At 72.0% G+C, this 15,566-nt stretch carries 15 protein-coding genes and 1 pseudogene; 9 read left to right on the forward strand and 7 right to left on the reverse strand.

Features of this window, described 5'->3' with window-relative positions; genetic code table 11:
- Positions 1-119 precede the first annotated feature (119 nt).
- Positions 120-1,022, reverse strand: a complete 903-nt coding sequence (locus tag ACFU6K_RS10865; protein ID WP_380662232.1) for a LysR family transcriptional regulator — start codon at positions 1,020-1,022, stop codon at positions 120-122.
- Positions 1,023-1,180: 158 nt separating this feature from the next.
- Here ACFU6K_RS10865 and ACFU6K_RS10870 point away from each other — a divergent pair, with 158 nt between their 5' ends.
- The 4 genes from ACFU6K_RS10870 to ACFU6K_RS10885 all read left to right on the forward strand — a co-directional run bounded on the left by ACFU6K_RS10870 (position 1,181) and on the right by ACFU6K_RS10885 (position 4,186).
- On the forward strand, positions 1,181-1,474 hold the full coding sequence (locus tag ACFU6K_RS10870) for a DUF1330 domain-containing protein (RefSeq protein WP_380662233.1): 294 nt from the start codon (positions 1,181-1,183) through the stop codon (positions 1,472-1,474).
- Between the two features lie 293 nt (positions 1,475-1,767).
- Positions 1,768-2,574, forward strand: coding sequence for an SDR family oxidoreductase (locus tag ACFU6K_RS10875; protein ID WP_380662234.1), 807 nt, complete (start codon positions 1,768-1,770; stop codon positions 2,572-2,574).
- A 36-nt stretch (positions 2,575-2,610) separates the two neighbouring features.
- Entirely contained in the window at positions 2,611-3,489 is an 879-nt protein-coding gene (locus ACFU6K_RS10880) for a helix-turn-helix transcriptional regulator (RefSeq protein WP_380662245.1), read from the forward strand.
- A 211-nt stretch (positions 3,490-3,700) separates the two neighbouring features.
- On the forward strand, positions 3,701-4,186 hold the full coding sequence (locus ACFU6K_RS10885) for an NUDIX domain-containing protein (protein ID WP_380662235.1): 486 nt from the start codon (positions 3,701-3,703) through the stop codon (positions 4,184-4,186).
- 37 nt (positions 4,187-4,223) lie between these two features.
- Here the strand turns inward: ACFU6K_RS10885 and ACFU6K_RS10890 are convergent, their stop codons facing one another.
- A complete protein-coding gene (locus ACFU6K_RS10890; protein WP_380662236.1) occupies positions 4,224-5,024 on the reverse strand; it encodes an ADP-ribosyltransferase in 801 nt (266 codons plus the stop codon).
- A 434-nt stretch (positions 5,025-5,458) separates the two neighbouring features.
- On the opposite strand from ACFU6K_RS10890, the gene ACFU6K_RS10895 reads away from it, so the two are divergent.
- On the forward strand, positions 5,459-5,917 hold the full coding sequence (locus ACFU6K_RS10895) for a hypothetical protein (RefSeq protein ID WP_380662237.1): 459 nt from the start codon (positions 5,459-5,461) through the stop codon (positions 5,915-5,917).
- A gap of 276 nt (positions 5,918-6,193) precedes the next feature.
- Here the strand turns inward: ACFU6K_RS10895 and ACFU6K_RS10900 are convergent, their stop codons facing one another.
- The 3 genes from ACFU6K_RS10900 to ACFU6K_RS10910 all read right to left on the reverse strand — a co-directional run bounded on the left by ACFU6K_RS10900 (position 6,194) and on the right by ACFU6K_RS10910 (position 8,700).
- Entirely contained in the window at positions 6,194-6,604 is a 411-nt protein-coding gene (locus tag ACFU6K_RS10900) for a hypothetical protein (RefSeq protein WP_380662238.1), read from the reverse strand.
- Between the two features lie 179 nt (positions 6,605-6,783).
- A complete protein-coding gene (locus ACFU6K_RS10905; RefSeq protein ID WP_380662239.1) occupies positions 6,784-8,259 on the reverse strand; it encodes a DUF4157 domain-containing protein in 1,476 nt (491 codons plus the stop codon).
- A gap of 156 nt (positions 8,260-8,415) precedes the next feature.
- Positions 8,416-8,700, reverse strand: coding sequence for a winged helix-turn-helix transcriptional regulator (locus tag ACFU6K_RS10910; RefSeq protein WP_380662246.1), 285 nt, complete (start codon positions 8,698-8,700; stop codon positions 8,416-8,418).
- Positions 8,701-8,732: 32 nt separating this feature from the next.
- Between ACFU6K_RS10910 and ACFU6K_RS10915 the strand changes: the two are divergent.
- A pseudogene (locus ACFU6K_RS10915) lies at positions 8,733-9,479 on the forward strand (SDR family oxidoreductase); the annotation flags it as partial.
- 68 nt (positions 9,480-9,547) lie between these two features.
- Here ACFU6K_RS10915 and ACFU6K_RS10920 read toward each other — a convergent pair.
- On the reverse strand, positions 9,548-11,482 hold the full coding sequence (locus tag ACFU6K_RS10920; RefSeq protein WP_380662240.1) for an ABC transporter ATP-binding protein: 1,935 nt from the start codon (positions 11,480-11,482) through the stop codon (positions 9,548-9,550).
- A 536-nt stretch (positions 11,483-12,018) separates the two neighbouring features.
- Here ACFU6K_RS10920 and ACFU6K_RS10925 point away from each other — a divergent pair.
- The gene (locus ACFU6K_RS10925; protein WP_380662241.1) at positions 12,019-12,831 is read left to right on the forward strand and encodes a hypothetical protein; all 813 of its coding nucleotides are present in this window, start codon (positions 12,019-12,021) and stop codon (positions 12,829-12,831) included.
- Between the two features lie 196 nt (positions 12,832-13,027).
- On the opposite strand, the gene ACFU6K_RS10930 is transcribed toward ACFU6K_RS10925, so the two are convergent.
- Positions 13,028-13,609: a helix-turn-helix domain-containing protein gene (locus ACFU6K_RS10930; RefSeq protein ID WP_380662242.1), complete on the reverse strand. Its 582-nt coding sequence runs from the start codon at positions 13,607-13,609 to the stop codon at positions 13,028-13,030.
- A 254-nt stretch (positions 13,610-13,863) separates the two neighbouring features.
- On the opposite strand from ACFU6K_RS10930, the gene ACFU6K_RS10935 reads away from it, so the two are divergent.
- A complete protein-coding gene (locus ACFU6K_RS10935; RefSeq protein ID WP_380662243.1) occupies positions 13,864-14,661 on the forward strand; it encodes an aldolase in 798 nt (265 codons plus the stop codon).
- Positions 14,661-15,563 (forward strand): dihydrodipicolinate synthase family protein, encoded by a 903-nt coding sequence (locus tag ACFU6K_RS10940; RefSeq protein ID WP_380662244.1) that lies wholly within the window; start codon positions 14,661-14,663, stop codon positions 15,561-15,563. The genes ACFU6K_RS10935 and ACFU6K_RS10940 overlap by 1 nt, the downstream gene beginning before the upstream one ends.
- The last annotated feature ends 3 nt before the right edge of the window (positions 15,564-15,566 follow it).

The raw sequence follows: 15,566 nt of genomic DNA on the forward strand, positions 1-15,566 counted from the left end.
GGACCGGGGCGGAGAGAGAGCCGCATTCGAGTGCCCAGGCTCGCCGAACTCGCCGACCACACCGGCTTCCATGTCATGCCGGTCTCCCCGGACCCACGTCTCGCCCGGCCTCCCGCGCGTCAGGCCGGCAGCCAGTGCAGCTCGTGCGCCAGGGCTTCGGCGACGGCCCGGATGCGGCGGTGCAGTGGCGACTGCTCGCGCGGGAGGACCAGGTGGAGCGTCAGGCTGGGCGCGCCCCGCAGCGGTCGCCAGGTGAGACCGGCCGGTTGTGCCGTGGCCGCGGCCTCTCCGGCCGGGGCGAGGGTGACCCCGTCGCGCAGGTCGCGCTGGGACATGTCGAAAGCGACTGCGGGCGTGTGGAACCGGGGGTGTGGCCGGGTGTCCCGGAACAGTGCGGACAGCTGGTCGTGGATCACGGGGTTGGCCGCACGGTCCGGGAGTCGCAGCGGGTACGCGGCCGCGTCGGCGATCTCGATCTCCGCGCGTTCGGCCAGCGGGTGGTGCTGCGCCAGCTGGACACCGATGCGCATGCGCCGCAGCAGGAACCGGCGCACGCCGCGGCCCGGTTGTTCACCGCGGGTGATCCCGGCATCGATGCGGCCGTCGGCCACCGCGGGGGAGATCTCCGGTGTCGCCATCGGGACGGCGCCGACCTCGAGTCCGCTGTTGCCGCGAATCAGCCTGTCCACCAGGGCCGGTGCCGTCTCGGCCCCGGCGCTGAGGCTGTATCCGATGCGCAGCCTGCCCAGTTCACCGGCCGCCGCGCTCCGGGCGGTGTCCCACGCCCGGTCCAGCGCCGCCAGCGCGGGCGGCGCGGACTCCGCCAAAGCCGCACCGGCCGTGGTCAATTCGACGCTTCGCGTGTTGCGGACCAGCAGGGCCGTACCGAGTTCCGCCTCCAGTCGGCGCATCCGGGCGCTGAGTGCGGGCTGTGCGACACCGATCCGTGCGGCCGCTCGGGTGAAGTTCAACTCCTGCGCCAGCACCAGGAAGTAGCGCAGGCTCACGGTATCCGGCGCCACGCGCCCTCCCCGCCGATTGATAACGATCCGTTCTGAGCCTATCCCGTACCGGTCTTTCCCTCGACCGCCCGTCAAGCCCTAACCTGCGCATGCCGGGACCTATCGATCCGGGTTTCGGTTCGACGTCGGACGTGTCCGGCCGAACACAGGAGGTTTCCATGGCCAAGGGCTACTGGGTCAGTGTCTACCCCGCCGTTTCCGACCCCGAGAAGCTGGCTGCCTACACGAAGCTGGCCGGTCCGGCTGTCCGGGCCGGGGGCGGGCGCCTCCTGTCCCTTGACGGCCGGGTCGTCGCCCACGAGGCCGGAATCACGCAACGCGTCGTGCTGATCGAGTTCGACAGCTTCGAGCAGGCCGTCGCGGCACACGAGAGCGAGGCGTACCAGAAGGCGCTGGCGGCCCTCCCCGACGGCTTCGAGCGCGACTTCCGCATCATCGAGGGCATCGACTGACCGGCGGGCCCGGCCGTCGCCGAGCATCCGTCACCTGAGACGCACACGGGGAATCGAGCCGGTGGATCCGGGGTCGGGGCGGGTCGGCGCACCAGGCGAAGGGGGCTCTCACAGTACCTGTATCACCAGGGTCTCCCAGACGTCCACAACGCCTGTCAACCTGGTCGAGCCGAAAGCGCCGACAACACTCCTTGGAAACGCGCTGCAGCTTTACCTCCATCGGTTCGATTCAGCTGCCCCGTGTGCGCGACCGTGTCGGCGCGTTCTTCCACGACCGAAGGGGACGGAGACCAATGGCGGACAACCGATTCACCACTCACACAGGACTTTTCGATCTGAGTGGGAAGTACGCCCTTGTCACTGGCGGCACCAGTGGCATCGGGATGATGATGGCGCGCGGCCTTCTCCAGGCGGGCGCCCGCGTCGTCATCAGCTCACGCAACGCGGACAGGTGCGCGGAGGCACAGCGTCTACTGTCCGAATTCGGCGACGTTCAGGCAATCCCCGCCGACCTGTCCAGGCACGACGAGTGTCAGCGCCTCGCTGATCTTGTCAAGGGCGACTCGGAACGCCTGGACATCCTCGTCAACAACGCGGGAGCGATGTGGCGCGAGCCGCTGGCGACGTTCCCGGACGAGGCCTGGGACGCGGTGATCGACCTCAACCTCAAGTCGCCGTTCTGGCTGGTGCAGGCGCTGCTCCCCGCACTTCGCAGGGCGGGCACCGCCGATGATCCCGCGCGGATCATCAACATCGGCAGTATCGCCGCCATCCACGTCGCCGAGTCGCCCAACTACTCGTACGCCAGCAGCAAAGCGGCACTCCATCAACTCACCAGGGTGCTCGCCAGGGAGCTGGGCCCACAGCACGTCACGGTGAACGCGGTAGCACCGGGAGTGTTCCCGTCGCAGATGATGGCGTCCGCACTCGATGCCATCGGCGACACGATCGCGGCGGCGGCCCCGCTGCGCCGAATCGGCCGCGACGACGACATGGCGGGTATCGCCGTGTTCCTCGCCGGCCGGGCCGGCTCCTACCTCACGGGCACCGTCATCCCGGTGGACGGCGGCATCGCGACGACCGCATCGGGTACCCCCTAGACTGCGGGACGGACTTACGGTGAGGAGATGGCCACGATGGATCCACGCACCGAGATCCGGGAGTTCCTCAGCTCGCGTCGCGCCCGCATCGCACCCGCACAGGCGGGCCTGCCCGCTTACGGCGGCAACCGTCGGGTCAAAGGTCTGCGCCGCGAGGAGGTGGCGCTACTGGCGGGGGTATCGGTCGACTACTACGTGCGCATGGAGCGCGGCAGCCTCGCCGGTGCCTCCGACGGCGTGCTGGACGCGCTGGCCTCTGCCCTGCAACTCGACGAGGCCGAGCGCGACCACCTGTTCCACCTCGCGCGCCGATCCAGTGCACCCAACGGCCCACGCCGGCGTGGGCCTGCCGTGACGGTGCGCTCGACGCTGCAGCAGGTGCTCGACGCGATCTCCGATGCGCCGGCCTGGATCGGTACCGGCCGTTATGACGTGCTCGCCACGAACAGACTCGCTCGCGCGCTGTTCTCACCGGTGCTGGCCGACCCGCGACGGCCCGCGAACACAGCGAGGTTCGTCTATCTGAACCCCGAGGCGGCCGGGGATTTCTTCGTCGACTACGACCAGATCGTCGGTGACGTGGCCGCGAAACTACGCATGGAAGCCGGCCGCAATCCGCACGACGAGGAGCTGATCGCCCTGGTCGGCGAACTGTCAACGCGCAGTGAGCTCTTTCGGCAGCGGTGGGCATCTCAGGACGTGCGGCTGCACCGGTCCGGCCGCAAGCGTGTTCGCCATCCGATCGTGGGCCGGCTCGACCTGGACGTCGAGTCCCTGGAACTGCCCGCCGAACCCGGCCTGCTTCTCAACGTCTACACAGCACCCGCGGGCACACCGACCGCCGACAATCTGGCGCTCCTGGCCTCGTGGGCGGCCACCCACCAGGCGCCGGCGACCGGAACGAGGAAGCGGTAGAGATCATCCAGGATGGATGCCTCCCTGCCCCGGGTCCTGGCGACGACCGGCTTCGTCTGCCACGGATACCGTCAGTTGCGGTAGGCGACCACGTCGGACTCCATCGCGGACAAGGCACCGCTGCCCAAGCTGTCGAGACAGCCGTCCGGCCGGGCCGCCATCCGCTGGCAGGCCCGACCATCGTCCGCTCACCCACCCCGGAGGTAGCACCGTGGAGAGCCTTCTCCAAGCCGTAGCCGTGATCGTCCACGACCGCGACCGGAACCTGGTCGCGACCCTCCACTACGCCGCGAACAGCTGGATCACGGCGTCGGCGTGGACGATCCCCGGCGGCAAGGTCGAGGTCGGTGAGCGCCTCGACGAGGCCGCCGCGCGCGAGCTGCGGGAGGAGACCGGGCTGCTCGTCGAGCCGGAGGACCTGCGGCTCGTGCACACCGTCCAGGTACGCGCGGGCTGGGACGGCGAGCACCCGTTCCTGTTGTCGGTGTTCCTCGCCACCGCGTGGCGAGGCGAGCTGACGAACACCGAGTCGGACAAGCACCTCGACGCGGTCTGGTCCCCGGCCGACGGGCTCCCGCTGCCGATGTTCCCGACCGCCCACGCCGCCCTCACCCTCCACCTTTCCGGCGGAAGGGGCTTCTCCACCTACGGCTGGGACGACGAAGGCTTCGACCCGCGCGCCCTGATCGGCACGTGACAGCGGCGGGCCGACGCCGACGACGGACTGCCCGCTGTCAGTTCAGCCAGGGCTGGTAGTTCGGGTTGTCGACGCAGCCGGACTCGACCAGGGAGGCGGTGGCCCGGTCGACCGGGCAGGCCCGGCGGATGAAGTGCGGGTCCACACCACCGGGGAACGCGACCTCCACCTGGTCGGCGTACTGGTGCCGGTCGCCGATGGTCGCGTTGACGTCGATGCCGCCGGGGGCGTCGATGAAGTAGTCCCAGGGCACCTTCTTCCACTTCTTGTACAGCTCGGCGTCGTAGCTGGTGCTGACGAACGGTGAGGGCTGGTTCTGCAGGACGTAACTGGTGATGTCGTGCTGGCCGTTGACGGTGTCCTTCGGGGCGAAGCCCTGCTCGAAGATGACGGACGGGTCGCGGCCGTCCGAGCGGAAGAGCGGGTGGCAGTTCTTGCGCCAGTGCGGCGCGGGGGTGATCCGGGGTACGTCCACCCGGCGGTCCACGGCGGCGTACAGCGGGTCCGGGCCCTGCGGGATGCTCTCGAAGACACTGGCGGGGAGGGTGACGGCCGACCGGCCGGCGCAGTCGTCGGCGCGCAGTTCGGCCTCGTCGGCGAAGTCGATGCGGCGGCCGTCCAGGAGGATGGCTACGGCCTCGGTGCCGAGTTCACGGACGATGACGCCGTCGCACTGGGGACCGCTCCAGAGCGCCTCCCCGCTGGGGTCGAGGCAGCGGAACGGGGCCGCGCCGGTCTGGGCCGCGGGGGCGGCGACGGCCAGGCTCCCGGGGGTGAGCACGACGGCGCAGGCGAGGGCGACCACACTGGCGGCCGCGCGGATTCGAATGTTGATCACGGCCGCCACCCTGGCCGCCCACCGCCCCGGGGGTACTGCAACTCACCCGACCGAGGGCGTGTCGGCGGCTTCGGTGGACGCCTTCAGGCGTCCCGGTCCGCCGGCGGTCGGTGGCGATGCCGACCACGTCCACCTCGGGGATTTCCGGGCGGATCAGCACATCCATGACCATCGGCGATCACCATTGGTCAACATCGGTTCAATTCGGGGCAGTTCCGGCCTTCCGGCCATGGCTGCCGACTGTGCTCCGTATCGTTGGGAATCGACCGTGCCCCGATCACCTTTCGGCCCAGATCGATCACCCACTGTTACTCTTCAGTGACAATTCGTCCACAGTCGCTGGGCGGCACAGGACGTCTCCACAGATGGCAGAGCCCGAATCGCGGCATCCACGCCTTCGGGCGAACAACCACCTCCCCCGGAAAGGGGTACCCGTGATCGTCTCCGAGCGGAACCACCTGCGCCTGGCCGCCGTGGCCACCCTCAGCACCCTCGCCCTCGGCCTGGCGGGCACCGCCACGGCGGCCGGCCCCACCACCGCCGACCCCGCGCCCACCGGGCCGTCCGTCACCGCGCCGTCCGTCACGCCTCAGCCCGCCACCCCGCAGGCGGCGGCCACGCAGGCCACCATCACCGCCAAGCCGTCGGTCACCACGGTCCAGGCGTGGGAACTGTTCCGGGTCACCGGCACGACCACCGGCCTCAAGGCGGGATCCACGGTGACCCTGCAGCAGAAGCAGAACGGCGCGTGGGTCACCCTGCCCGCCTCGGTGCCCACGACCAGCAGCGGCTCCTACTCGCTCGGCGTGAAGCTGGGCATCACGGGCCTGAACGAGCTGCGCATCATCAGCGGGGACACGGCCTCGCCGGTCTTCACCGTCACCGTGCGCTGACACCGGTCGCGGCCCCCTTGCCCGCGACGCGGGGCCCAAGGCCCGGGGCAGACGGCACCCCAGGAACCGCCCGCCCCGGGCCTGACGCCAACTGCGTTGCGGTGTCGACGCCGTCCGGTCCGGCCGGTCGAGGGGTGCCCAACCCGTACGGCCCGAGCGTCCCCCGATACCGGGCCGTCCGAGCACGCCGGAACCCGCACGGCGCCGATCCGGTTCCCTGGCCTCAGCAGCAGGTCACCTCGGCAGGCCGTGCGGGTCCGCGTCGTGGAGTGCGGGTCAGCGCACCGTGACGGTGAACACGGGCGAGGCGGTGCTGCCGCTGACGATGCGCAGCTCGTTCAGGCCCTTGATGCCGAGCTTCACGCCGAGCGAGTAGGAGCCCTTGCTGTCGGTGTGGACCGAGGCGGGCAGGGTGACCCACGCGCCGTGCTGCTTCTGCTGGAGGGTCACCGTGGTTCCCGCCTTGAGGCCGGTGGTCGTGCCGGTGACCCGGAACAGCTGCCACGCCTGGACGGAGGAGACCGACGGCTTGGCGGTGATGCCGGCCTGCGCGGCGGCCGACTGCGCGACGGACACGGGCTGGACGGCCGGGGTGGCCGCCATGGCGGTGCCCGCCAGCCCGACGGTGAGCGCGCTGAGGGTGGCCACGGCGGCCAGGCGCAGGGAGTTCCGCTTGGAGATGATCACGGGTGCACTCCTTTCACAGGAGGGTTCGGCCCGAGGCGCGATCGATGCGATCGGCGCGACTCGGGCTCTGTCATCTATAGGGACGCCCCGACCGGCACTTCGGTTGTGGACGGAACGTCACTTCCTTGTAACAGCAGGCGAGTTCGCGTCAGAGTTCAGAGCAGGGCGGTCAGGTCGGGTCACATGAGCTTCCGACGGCCGGTCTCCCTGTTCAGAGCGCCCACGTTGATCGGCTGGAGGATGACGGTGATCGCACCGGCCGAGAAGTGCTGCACCGGGCCGCCGGTGTTCCGCCCGTGGAAACTGTGCGGCAGCGCCTGCCCGTTGGTCGGGTCCGTGCCCGCCGTATACATGTCGACGATGCCCTCGTACCCCTGCCGGGCCTTGGCGTCGTTGCCGTCCGCGGCCTGCTCCACGGTGATGCGGTCGTCGCCGTCCTCCGCGACGACCGCCGCCACGTGGTAGGGCCACCCGCTGGTGTTGTCGGGGTGCTCGAAGTCCTCGTCCCAGGCGGTCTCCACGATGGCGAACGCCTGGCCGGGGCCCGGCCGTTCCTCGCCGTTCGCGTTCGGGCCGCCGGGCCGGGCGTTCGCGTAGGCCGCCGCTCCCTGCGCGTTCTCCGCGTCGCCCAGGCCGAACTGGTGGCCGCCCAGGGCGAATTCGCTGGCGTCCTGCCCCAGGGCCAGCCGCTGCCGGTGCATGATCTCCTCGGCGGTGTGGGCACAGTCCGCGAGGAAGGACGTCTTCGGCTCGTACTCCGCGTACGTGCGTCCCGCGATCTGCCCGCTCTGCCCGGTGGCCTTGCAGTACCGGGGCGCCGGGGCGCCTTCCGCGACCCAGATGACGGTGGTGTCCGCCGCGGGATCGGCGGTCAGGAGGTAGAGGCCGTTCTGCGAGACCCGTGCGGGCCCCAACTCCTCGGTGGTGACCTGGGCGTAGCGCTGGACGGCCGTCGCGCCGGCGGCGCGCGCCGTGCCCCGGGCCGTGGTGTCCGCCTTCCGCTGGACGGGGGCGTCTTCGAGGCCGTGCTCGCCCTGCTCGGGCGTCCGGCTCATCACCCGGACCGCAGTGGCCTCGGCCTCCCGCTCGAAGCGGTCCCCGGGGTCGGAGACGCTCAGTCCGGACCCGTTGTCCGTGCCGGCCACCGGACCCTGGCGCTGCTGGATGACGTGCGTCAACTCATGGGCGAGGGTGTGCTTGTCAGCGCCGCCGTCGCCGATGACGACGTGGCTGCCGGAGGTGTAGGCACGGGCGCCCACCTCGGCGGCAGAGTCGCGGGCCGCGGAGCCGGTGTGCAGACGGACGTCGGAGAAGTCGGCACCGAAGCGCGATTCCATGTCCCGGCGCAGCGGTTCGTCCAGCGGCCTGCCCGGCGTGCGCAGCACATCGTGCACGGCGGAGCGCTGCACCGGCTCCTCCCCGGACGGTTGGTGGCCGCAGCCCGCGCCGTGCCGGTGCTCGGAGCCGGACCCGGCCCCGGGCCCGGACCCGCTCCGCTGGAGCATCCGGACGACGGCCGCGTTGCCGACGGTGCGTTGCAGCCCGAGGAGCCCGTCGGGCACCTGGCCGCCCGGGGCCTCCCCCGACCGCGCGGCCCCGCTCCTGGCGGTGCGCTGCGGCTGCCTCTCGTCCTTCGTCGGCTCGTGCTCGTGCATGGAACTCCGCTCGTGGGGACGGCAGTTTCGCTGTGTTCCCCCTACTTACCCGGTGCGGCGGTCGCGGGTAAGGGGCGTGAGGGCACGATGAGGTGCCCGTACGGGCAACAAGTCCGTCCCGAGGAGCAGCCGGCGGAGCCCGACCCGGGCGAACCGTCAGCCGCGCGGCGGCAGCCGTCGGGTGATCCGGCCGAACAGGTCCTCCAGCGGCTCGCCGAGGTCCCGGCCGAATTCGGTCAGCCCGTAGGTGACCTGGGGCGGCGTCGTCGGCTCGACCTTCCGCCAGACCAGGCCGTCCTGGACCAGCGCGCGCAGGGTCTGGGCGAGCGTCTTCTCGCTGATGCCCTGGATGCTCTCGCGCAGCTCGTAGAACCGGAGGTCGTTGCTCCGCAGGGAGATCAGCACCCAGATGCCCCACCTGCTGGTCACGTGGTCGACCATGTCGCGCGCGGGGCAGTCGGTGTGAAACACCTCATACCGCTGCCGTGCCGGACGGTGTCCGCCACGTGGCGGCCGACCTGGCCGATCCGGCCGGCCTCGCGCCCGCGCTGGCCGGGGCGGAGGCGCTGTTCCTGCTGCTGTCCGGCGACCTGCACGCCGCCGGAGCCGACCCGGGCGACATCATCGGCCGGGCCGCGGCCGGCGGGGTCCGCCGGATCGTCCTGCTCTCCTCGCAGGGCGTGGCGACCAGGCCCTGCGGTCCGACACGGATCGCGATGCGCGCGGTGGAGGACGCGCTGCGGGACTCCGGTCTGGACTGGAGCATCCTGCGCCCGGGCGGCTTCGCCTCCAACACCCTGTGGTGGGCCGAGTCCGTCCGCGCGCACCGGGTCGTCGCCGCCCCCTTCGGCGACGTCGGTGTGCCGATCGTCGACCCGGCGGACATCGCCGAGGTCGCGGCGGCCTGCCTGGTGGACGACCGGCACACCGGCGCCGTGTACGAGCTGACCGGCCCGGAGGTGATCACCCCGCGCCGGCAGGCGGAGGCCGTCGCCGCCGCACTGGGCGCGCCGGTGCGGTTCCACGACCTCACCCGTGACGAGGCCAGGGCCGCCATGGCCCGGAGCATGCCGGTGGAGCTCGCCGAGGACACCCTGGACATCCTCGGCTCCCCGAACCCCGCCGAGCTACGTGTCAGCCCGGACGTACGGCGGGTCCTCGGCACCGCGCCGCGCACCTTCGCCGACTGGGCCGCCCGCCATGCCGCCGCGTTCCGCTGAACCCGGTCGGCACCGCCGGAACCGCCAGGGCCTGTCGATCCGCTGTCGGCGCCGGATCTACGCGGTCACTACGCGTCCTCCTCCGGCGCGGGGCACCGGACCGCGGCGCCTCCACGCTGGGCCGGGAGGCCGGTGCGCTCGTTCTGCAGGTCCCACAGCTCCCTGAACCGGCCTCCCTCCTCGGCCACCAGCTCGGCGAACGTGCCCTCCTGGAGCACCTTTCCGTCCTCCAGGACGACGATCCGGTCGGCGACGGCCACGTTGGTGAGCCGGTGGGTGACCAGGACGACCGCCCGCTCCCGCGCGACCGCCCGCAGGTTCTGGAAGATCCTGTGCTCGGCGCGCGGGTCGAGGGCGGCGGTCGGCTCGTCCAGGACGAGGAGCCCGGCCTCGCGGTGGAACGCCCGGGCGATGGCCAGGCGCTGCCACTGGCCGCCGGACAGCTCCTCGCCGCCCATCCACTCCACCGCGAGCAGGGTGGACAGGCCCCGGCGGAGCCTGGCGACGACGTCGGCCGCCCCGGAGGCGTCGGCGGCGCGCAGCACCGCCGCGTCGCCCTCGGCGGTGGGCTGGCCCAGGGTGATGTTCTCGCGGCAGGTCAGCGGCCAGCGCGCGTAGTCCTGGGGGACGACGGCGACTTGGCGCCACAGGGCGTGCGGGTCGAGGTCGCGGGTGTCGACCCCGTCCCACCGCACGGCTCCGGCGTCGGGCAGGTAGAGCCCCGCCAGGAGCTTGGAGAGGGTGGTCTTGCCGGAGCCGTTCTCCCCCACCAGGGCCAGGATCTCGCCCCGCTCGACGTGCAGGTCCACCCCGTCCAGCGCCTTGCGGTCGGAGGCGGGGTAGGCGTAGTCGAGGTTCTCCACCGCGATCCGGCGCGGTGCCTCGGGCGTCCCGGTGCCGCGCTTGGGCCGGTGGCCGCCGGCGGTGTCGAGGAAGCTCGACCAGTCGTCGAGGTACATGCCGGTGCGGAAGAGGTCGGCGCCGTAGCCGACGATGCCGCGCAGACTGGTGCCGACCGCGGTCAGGGCGAACACCGCCGCGCCGCCGCGTGGCAGGCTCATCCGGCCGGTGCTGACCAGCCACAGCATCGCCGCCCACACCACCGCGGTGCCGAGGCCGGAGGCGGCGGCCCCGATCACCGACACCCGGGCGCTCTGCATCGCCGCGCGGCGCGAGGTGGCGTCCAGCCGCCGGCCGACCTGGTCGTACTTGACGAGCAGGAACTCGCCCATGGTGTCGGAGCGGACCTGGTCGGCGTTGCGCTTGAGGTGGATGTACCAGCGCAGGTTCGCCATGATCCGGCGGTCGCCGACGGCGGCCCGGTTCGCCAGGAACTGCACCCGGGCGGCGTGCACCGACGCGATGCCCTGGGGCAGCGCCGCCAGCACCAGCAGCGGCAGGAGGGCGGGGTGGAGCACGGTCAGCACGCCGGCCGCGCCGAGGAGCGAGGCGAGGGAGGCGAGCAGGTTCTGCGCCTCCCCGACGATGTCCACGCAGACCTCGGCGCCGCGGTCGGCGGCCTCCAGTTCGTCGTTGTAGCCGGCGTGGTCGTAGGCGGTCAGTTCGGCCGCCACGGTGGCGCGCAGCACCGCGGCCTCCGCCTCCCGGGAGATGCGGGGCGACAGGTGGATGGTGATGGTCCGGATCGTGATGCCCAGCAGGGAGCGGGCGCCGGCCGCCGCCGCGATGACCAGGATCGACGGCGCCGCGCGGGTGAGCTTGTCGCCGACCTGCCCCGGGCCGAACAGGGCCGAGATGGTGCCGGTGGTCGCGAACAGGCCGGCCGCGCCGAGCACCGCGGAGACGGCCTGGCAGGTCAGGAGCAGCGCGACGGAGGTGCGGTCGATGCGCCAGCCGAGGCGGAAGGCGCGGACGACGAGCGCGGGCAGGCGGCGGGCCATCGCGCTGACGCTGATCGCCTCGATCGCCGCGATGCGGCGTCCGTCGGCGAGCCACTGCAGTTCCTCGTCGGCGGCCTCGGCCGACGCCGTCGTGGTGCTCAAGCGGTCGCCTCCTCGCGCGGAGCGGGGGCCGGCGACGCGAGGGTCACCAGGGCCCGGGGAGCGGGTGGGACGTGGATCGACGGGGCGGGGGTACAGGCCACAGATCCTCCAGACGCGGAGCGGTGCGCGGACGTGCGGACTCACCGGTCCCGGCCGACAGGAAACGCCAAGTTGCCTTTCCTCAGGCCGAGTTGACCGGTTCGACGGAGTCGTTACGGGCGGTTGGGGGTCCGATGATGGTGCTGTTCGAGCGCGGCGCTCAAGTGGGTTCGCCTCCGGGCGAGCCCGGGTCGAACGGGGACTTTTCGAGCATGTTCCGGGCGTGGTTCAGGGCATGTGCCAAGCGGGTGCGCGGCGCAGGGCCGTCGCCGGATTCACCCGTTCGGCTGGTCTGGTGTCCGAGGGGCTGCCGCGCCGCCAGGCCCGTGGGGCGGGTGGGGCGGCAGGAGTTGAGTACGGATACTCATGTCCCGGGCCGAGTGGATCGGGCACGATGCTCACCGTCAGTGAGCTTGTGCAGAAGGGTTCTTGTCTCCATGGTCCGAAGCAACGTCAGGATTCCCCTCGCGGTCGGCGCGGCCGCGATGGCCGCGGCCGTCGCCGCCGGGTGCTCCTCCGATCCGGGAGCGGGGCCGGGAACCGGCCCGGGAGCCGTCCCCGACAAGCCGGCCGTGACCTCGGGCGGCGCCGCCTCCCCGGGTACCGGCCCGACGTCCACACCGACGCTCCAGGCGTCCGGCGCCCCGGCGTTCGGCTCGCCCGGCAGTACGCCGACCGGCCCGCCGATCCCCACCGGAGCCGCCCTGCGCGAGCTGCTGCCGACCGCCGCCACGCTGCCCGCCGGGTGGCGGATCGAGGGCAACGGCAGCGAGAACGACACCGGCACCTACGTCCTGGAGGAGCCCGCCAAGCCGGTGCTGCCCCAGGAGCCGTGCACCCAGATGCGCCTCGCCGGAAGCGTCCTCTCCCAGGACTACAAGGCCTCGGGCGCGATGAACGAGGTCTACGACGGCGAGAACAGGGTCCAGGTCTACCTGGGCGCCTACCACGCCGGCGACGCCGCCAAGCTGCTCGCCGAGATCCGGGCGTACGCGGAGCGCTGCACGTCCTTCACGGGCAAGGGGATCGACGGGAAGGCGATCCCGCTGACCGTAACGCTGCAGCCGGTGCCGGGGCTCGGCGACGAGGCCGTCGACGTGAAGAAGGTGCCCCAAGGCCCGTACCACAGCGAGGAGATCGTGGTGACGCGGCTCGGTGACCGGCTGCTGTTCCTCAGCGGCGACAACATCCTCGGCCGGCTGCCGAACCTCATGCAGCTGGCGGTGCCGCTGTCGAAGACCGCCAGGTGAGCACCGACTGAGCGTCGTCTTAGCGTCGGATGGGCGCCGTCCGAGCCCCGGATGAACGCCGTCTGAGCGCCAGGCAGTCGACGCGCCCGGAACGACGAGGAGCCGGCCAGCGCCCTCCCGGGCGGTGGCGCCGCCGGCGCCCTCGACGTCACCGCCCGCGGCGGAGCGGGGCCCGGACGGGCGCGCCCGGTGCGGTTCAGGGCAGCCGGGAGTACGGGGGCCGGGCGTCGTCCGAAGCCCCGTGGTCGCTGGAGACCAGCAGGAGGACCGTGGCGCGCCGGGTCCCCAGGGAGCGCAGCCGGTGGGGCGTGGTGGCCTTGAGGTAGACGCAGTCGCCCGGGTCGAGCGTGATCGCGCGCGACGGGAGGACCAGTTCGACCCGCCCCTCGTGGACGAAGACGAACTCCTCGCCGGGGTGGTCCCGGAACGGGGCGGGGCCGTCGTCGAGCGGCGGGTAGAGCATGAACGGGGTCATTCCCTTGGCACCGGCGTCGAGCGCCATGCCCTCGTAGCGGGTGCCGGGCTCGTCCGGGGCGGTCAGGGCCTGACGCTCCGCGGCCCGGGTGACGGTGACCTCGCTCAGCTCCTCGGCCTCGGCGAAGAGGCTGTCCAGGGGGACTTCGAGGGCCTTGGCGAGGGAGGCGCACACGGCGATCGAGGGAACGCTCTGGCCGCGTTCGACCTTCGACAGGTAGCTCTTGGTGACGCCGGACCGCTCGGCCAGCGCCTCCAGGGTCATCAGCCGTTCCTTGCGCAGCTGCCGCACCCGGTTGATCACTGGTTCTTCCTCTCCCGTGCCATCCGCTTCCGATGACACTCCGTGTCCTCTGGCGGGCCATGCTACGCCGCGGCACCGCCGATCCCACCGGCCCGTCCGCCCTTGCCGCCCCCTTGCCACCCGTGCTCGCCGCCCCCTTGCCGCCCTTGTCGCAGGAAACCTTGTGTCCTATGGTGAACAACGTTTCCTCCGGAGCCACGGCTCCGGACACAGGCCTGGCCGCCGGGGCGAGGTCGGAAAACCGGAGCAGACACATGGCGAACACCCTGCAGGACTCGAAGGACGTCCTCGTCGACCGCGCCACGCGGCAGATGGACCGGCACTTCGGGGACTCGACACTGACCACCCGCCAGAAGCTGGCGCTCACCTGCCGGATCGCGTACGACGGCGGCCACGACTCGGGGCTCGCCGGGCAGATCAGCTCCCGCGGGCGCGAGCCGGGCACCTACTACACCCAGCGCCTGGGGCTGGGCTTCGACGAGATCACCGAGGACAACCTGCTCCTGGTGAACGAGGACCTGGAGGTCCTGGAGGGCACGGGCATGCCCAACCCCGCCAACCGCTTCCACTCCTGGATCTACCGGGCGCGCCCGGACGTCGACTGCGTCATCCACACCCACCCGCTGCACACCGCCGCACTGGCCATGCTCGAAGTCCCGCTGGTGGTCTCCCACATGGACACCACACCGCTGTACGACGACTGCGCCTTCCTCAAGGACTGGCCGGGCGTGCCGGTCGGCAACGAGGAGGGCGAGATCATCACCGCCGCCCTCGGCGACAAGCGGGCCGTCCTGCTGGCCCACCACGGCCAGTTGGTGACCGGCTCCACGATCGAGGAGGCGTGCACCCTGGCGCTGCTCATCGAGCGGGCCGCCCGCCTGCAGCTGCTCGCGATGTCGGCGGGGACCATCCGGCCCCTGGACCCGGTGCTCGCCCGCGAGGCCCACGACTGGACCTCCACCGACCGGCGCAGCCGGGCGAACTTCGCGTACTACGCGCGCAAGGCACTGCGCGATCACCCCGACTGCGTCAACGGACAGGTGGACCTCTGATGGCCAATCCGCCCTTGCAGGGCATCATCTCCTACCCGGTCACCCCCTTCGACGCCGTCACCGGCGAGGTCGACCTGACCGCGCTGCGCGGGCTCACCGGCGACCTCGTCGCCGCCGGCAGCCACGCCGTCGCCCCGCTGGGCAGCACCGGCGAGAGCGCCTACCTGACCGGGAAGGAGTGGGACGCGGTCTGCGAGACCACCCTGGACACGGTGGCCGGGCGGGTGCCCACCCTCGTCGGCGTCTCCCACTGGAGCACCGAGGGCACCGTCCGCCGCGCCCGGGTGGCCGCCCGCCACGGCGCCACCGCGATCATGGTGCTGCCCCAGGTGTACTGGAAGCTGACCGAGGACGAACTCGTCCGACACTACGGCGAGGTGGCCCGTGCCACCGACCTGCCGATGATGCTCTACAACAACCCCGGCACCAGCGGTGTGGACCTGCGCCCGGAGACGGTGGTCGCGCTCGCCCGGAGGATCCCCAACCTCACCATGGTCAAGGAGAGTTCGGGCGAGGTCTCCCGCTTCCGCGCCATCCGGGAGCTGTCCGAGGGAGAGCTGTCCGTCTACAACGGCAGCAACCCGCTCGCCCTGGACGCCTTCCGCGCCGGAGCCGCCGGCTGGTGCACGGCCGCCCCCTGCCTCCTCCCGCAACGGGTGCTGGAGCTCCACTCCGCGGCCGTCGGCGGCGAGGAGGAGCGCGCGGACGCGCTGCTGCGGGAGCTGCTGCCGTTCCTGCGGTTCATCGTCCGGCACGGCCTCCCCCGGACCGTCAAGGCGGGCCTGGAGATCCGGAACCGCCCAGCCGGGCCGCCGCGGCCCCCGCTGCTGCCCCTGCCCCAGGACGAGACGGCGCAGCTGCGGGAACTGCTCACCCGCCTCCTCCCGCCCTCCGCCGCCTGACCG

The organism is Kitasatospora sp. NPDC057512, from assembly GCF_042802135.1.
In the GTDB taxonomy this organism is placed as follows: domain Bacteria; phylum Actinomycetota; class Actinomycetes; order Streptomycetales; family Streptomycetaceae; genus Kitasatospora.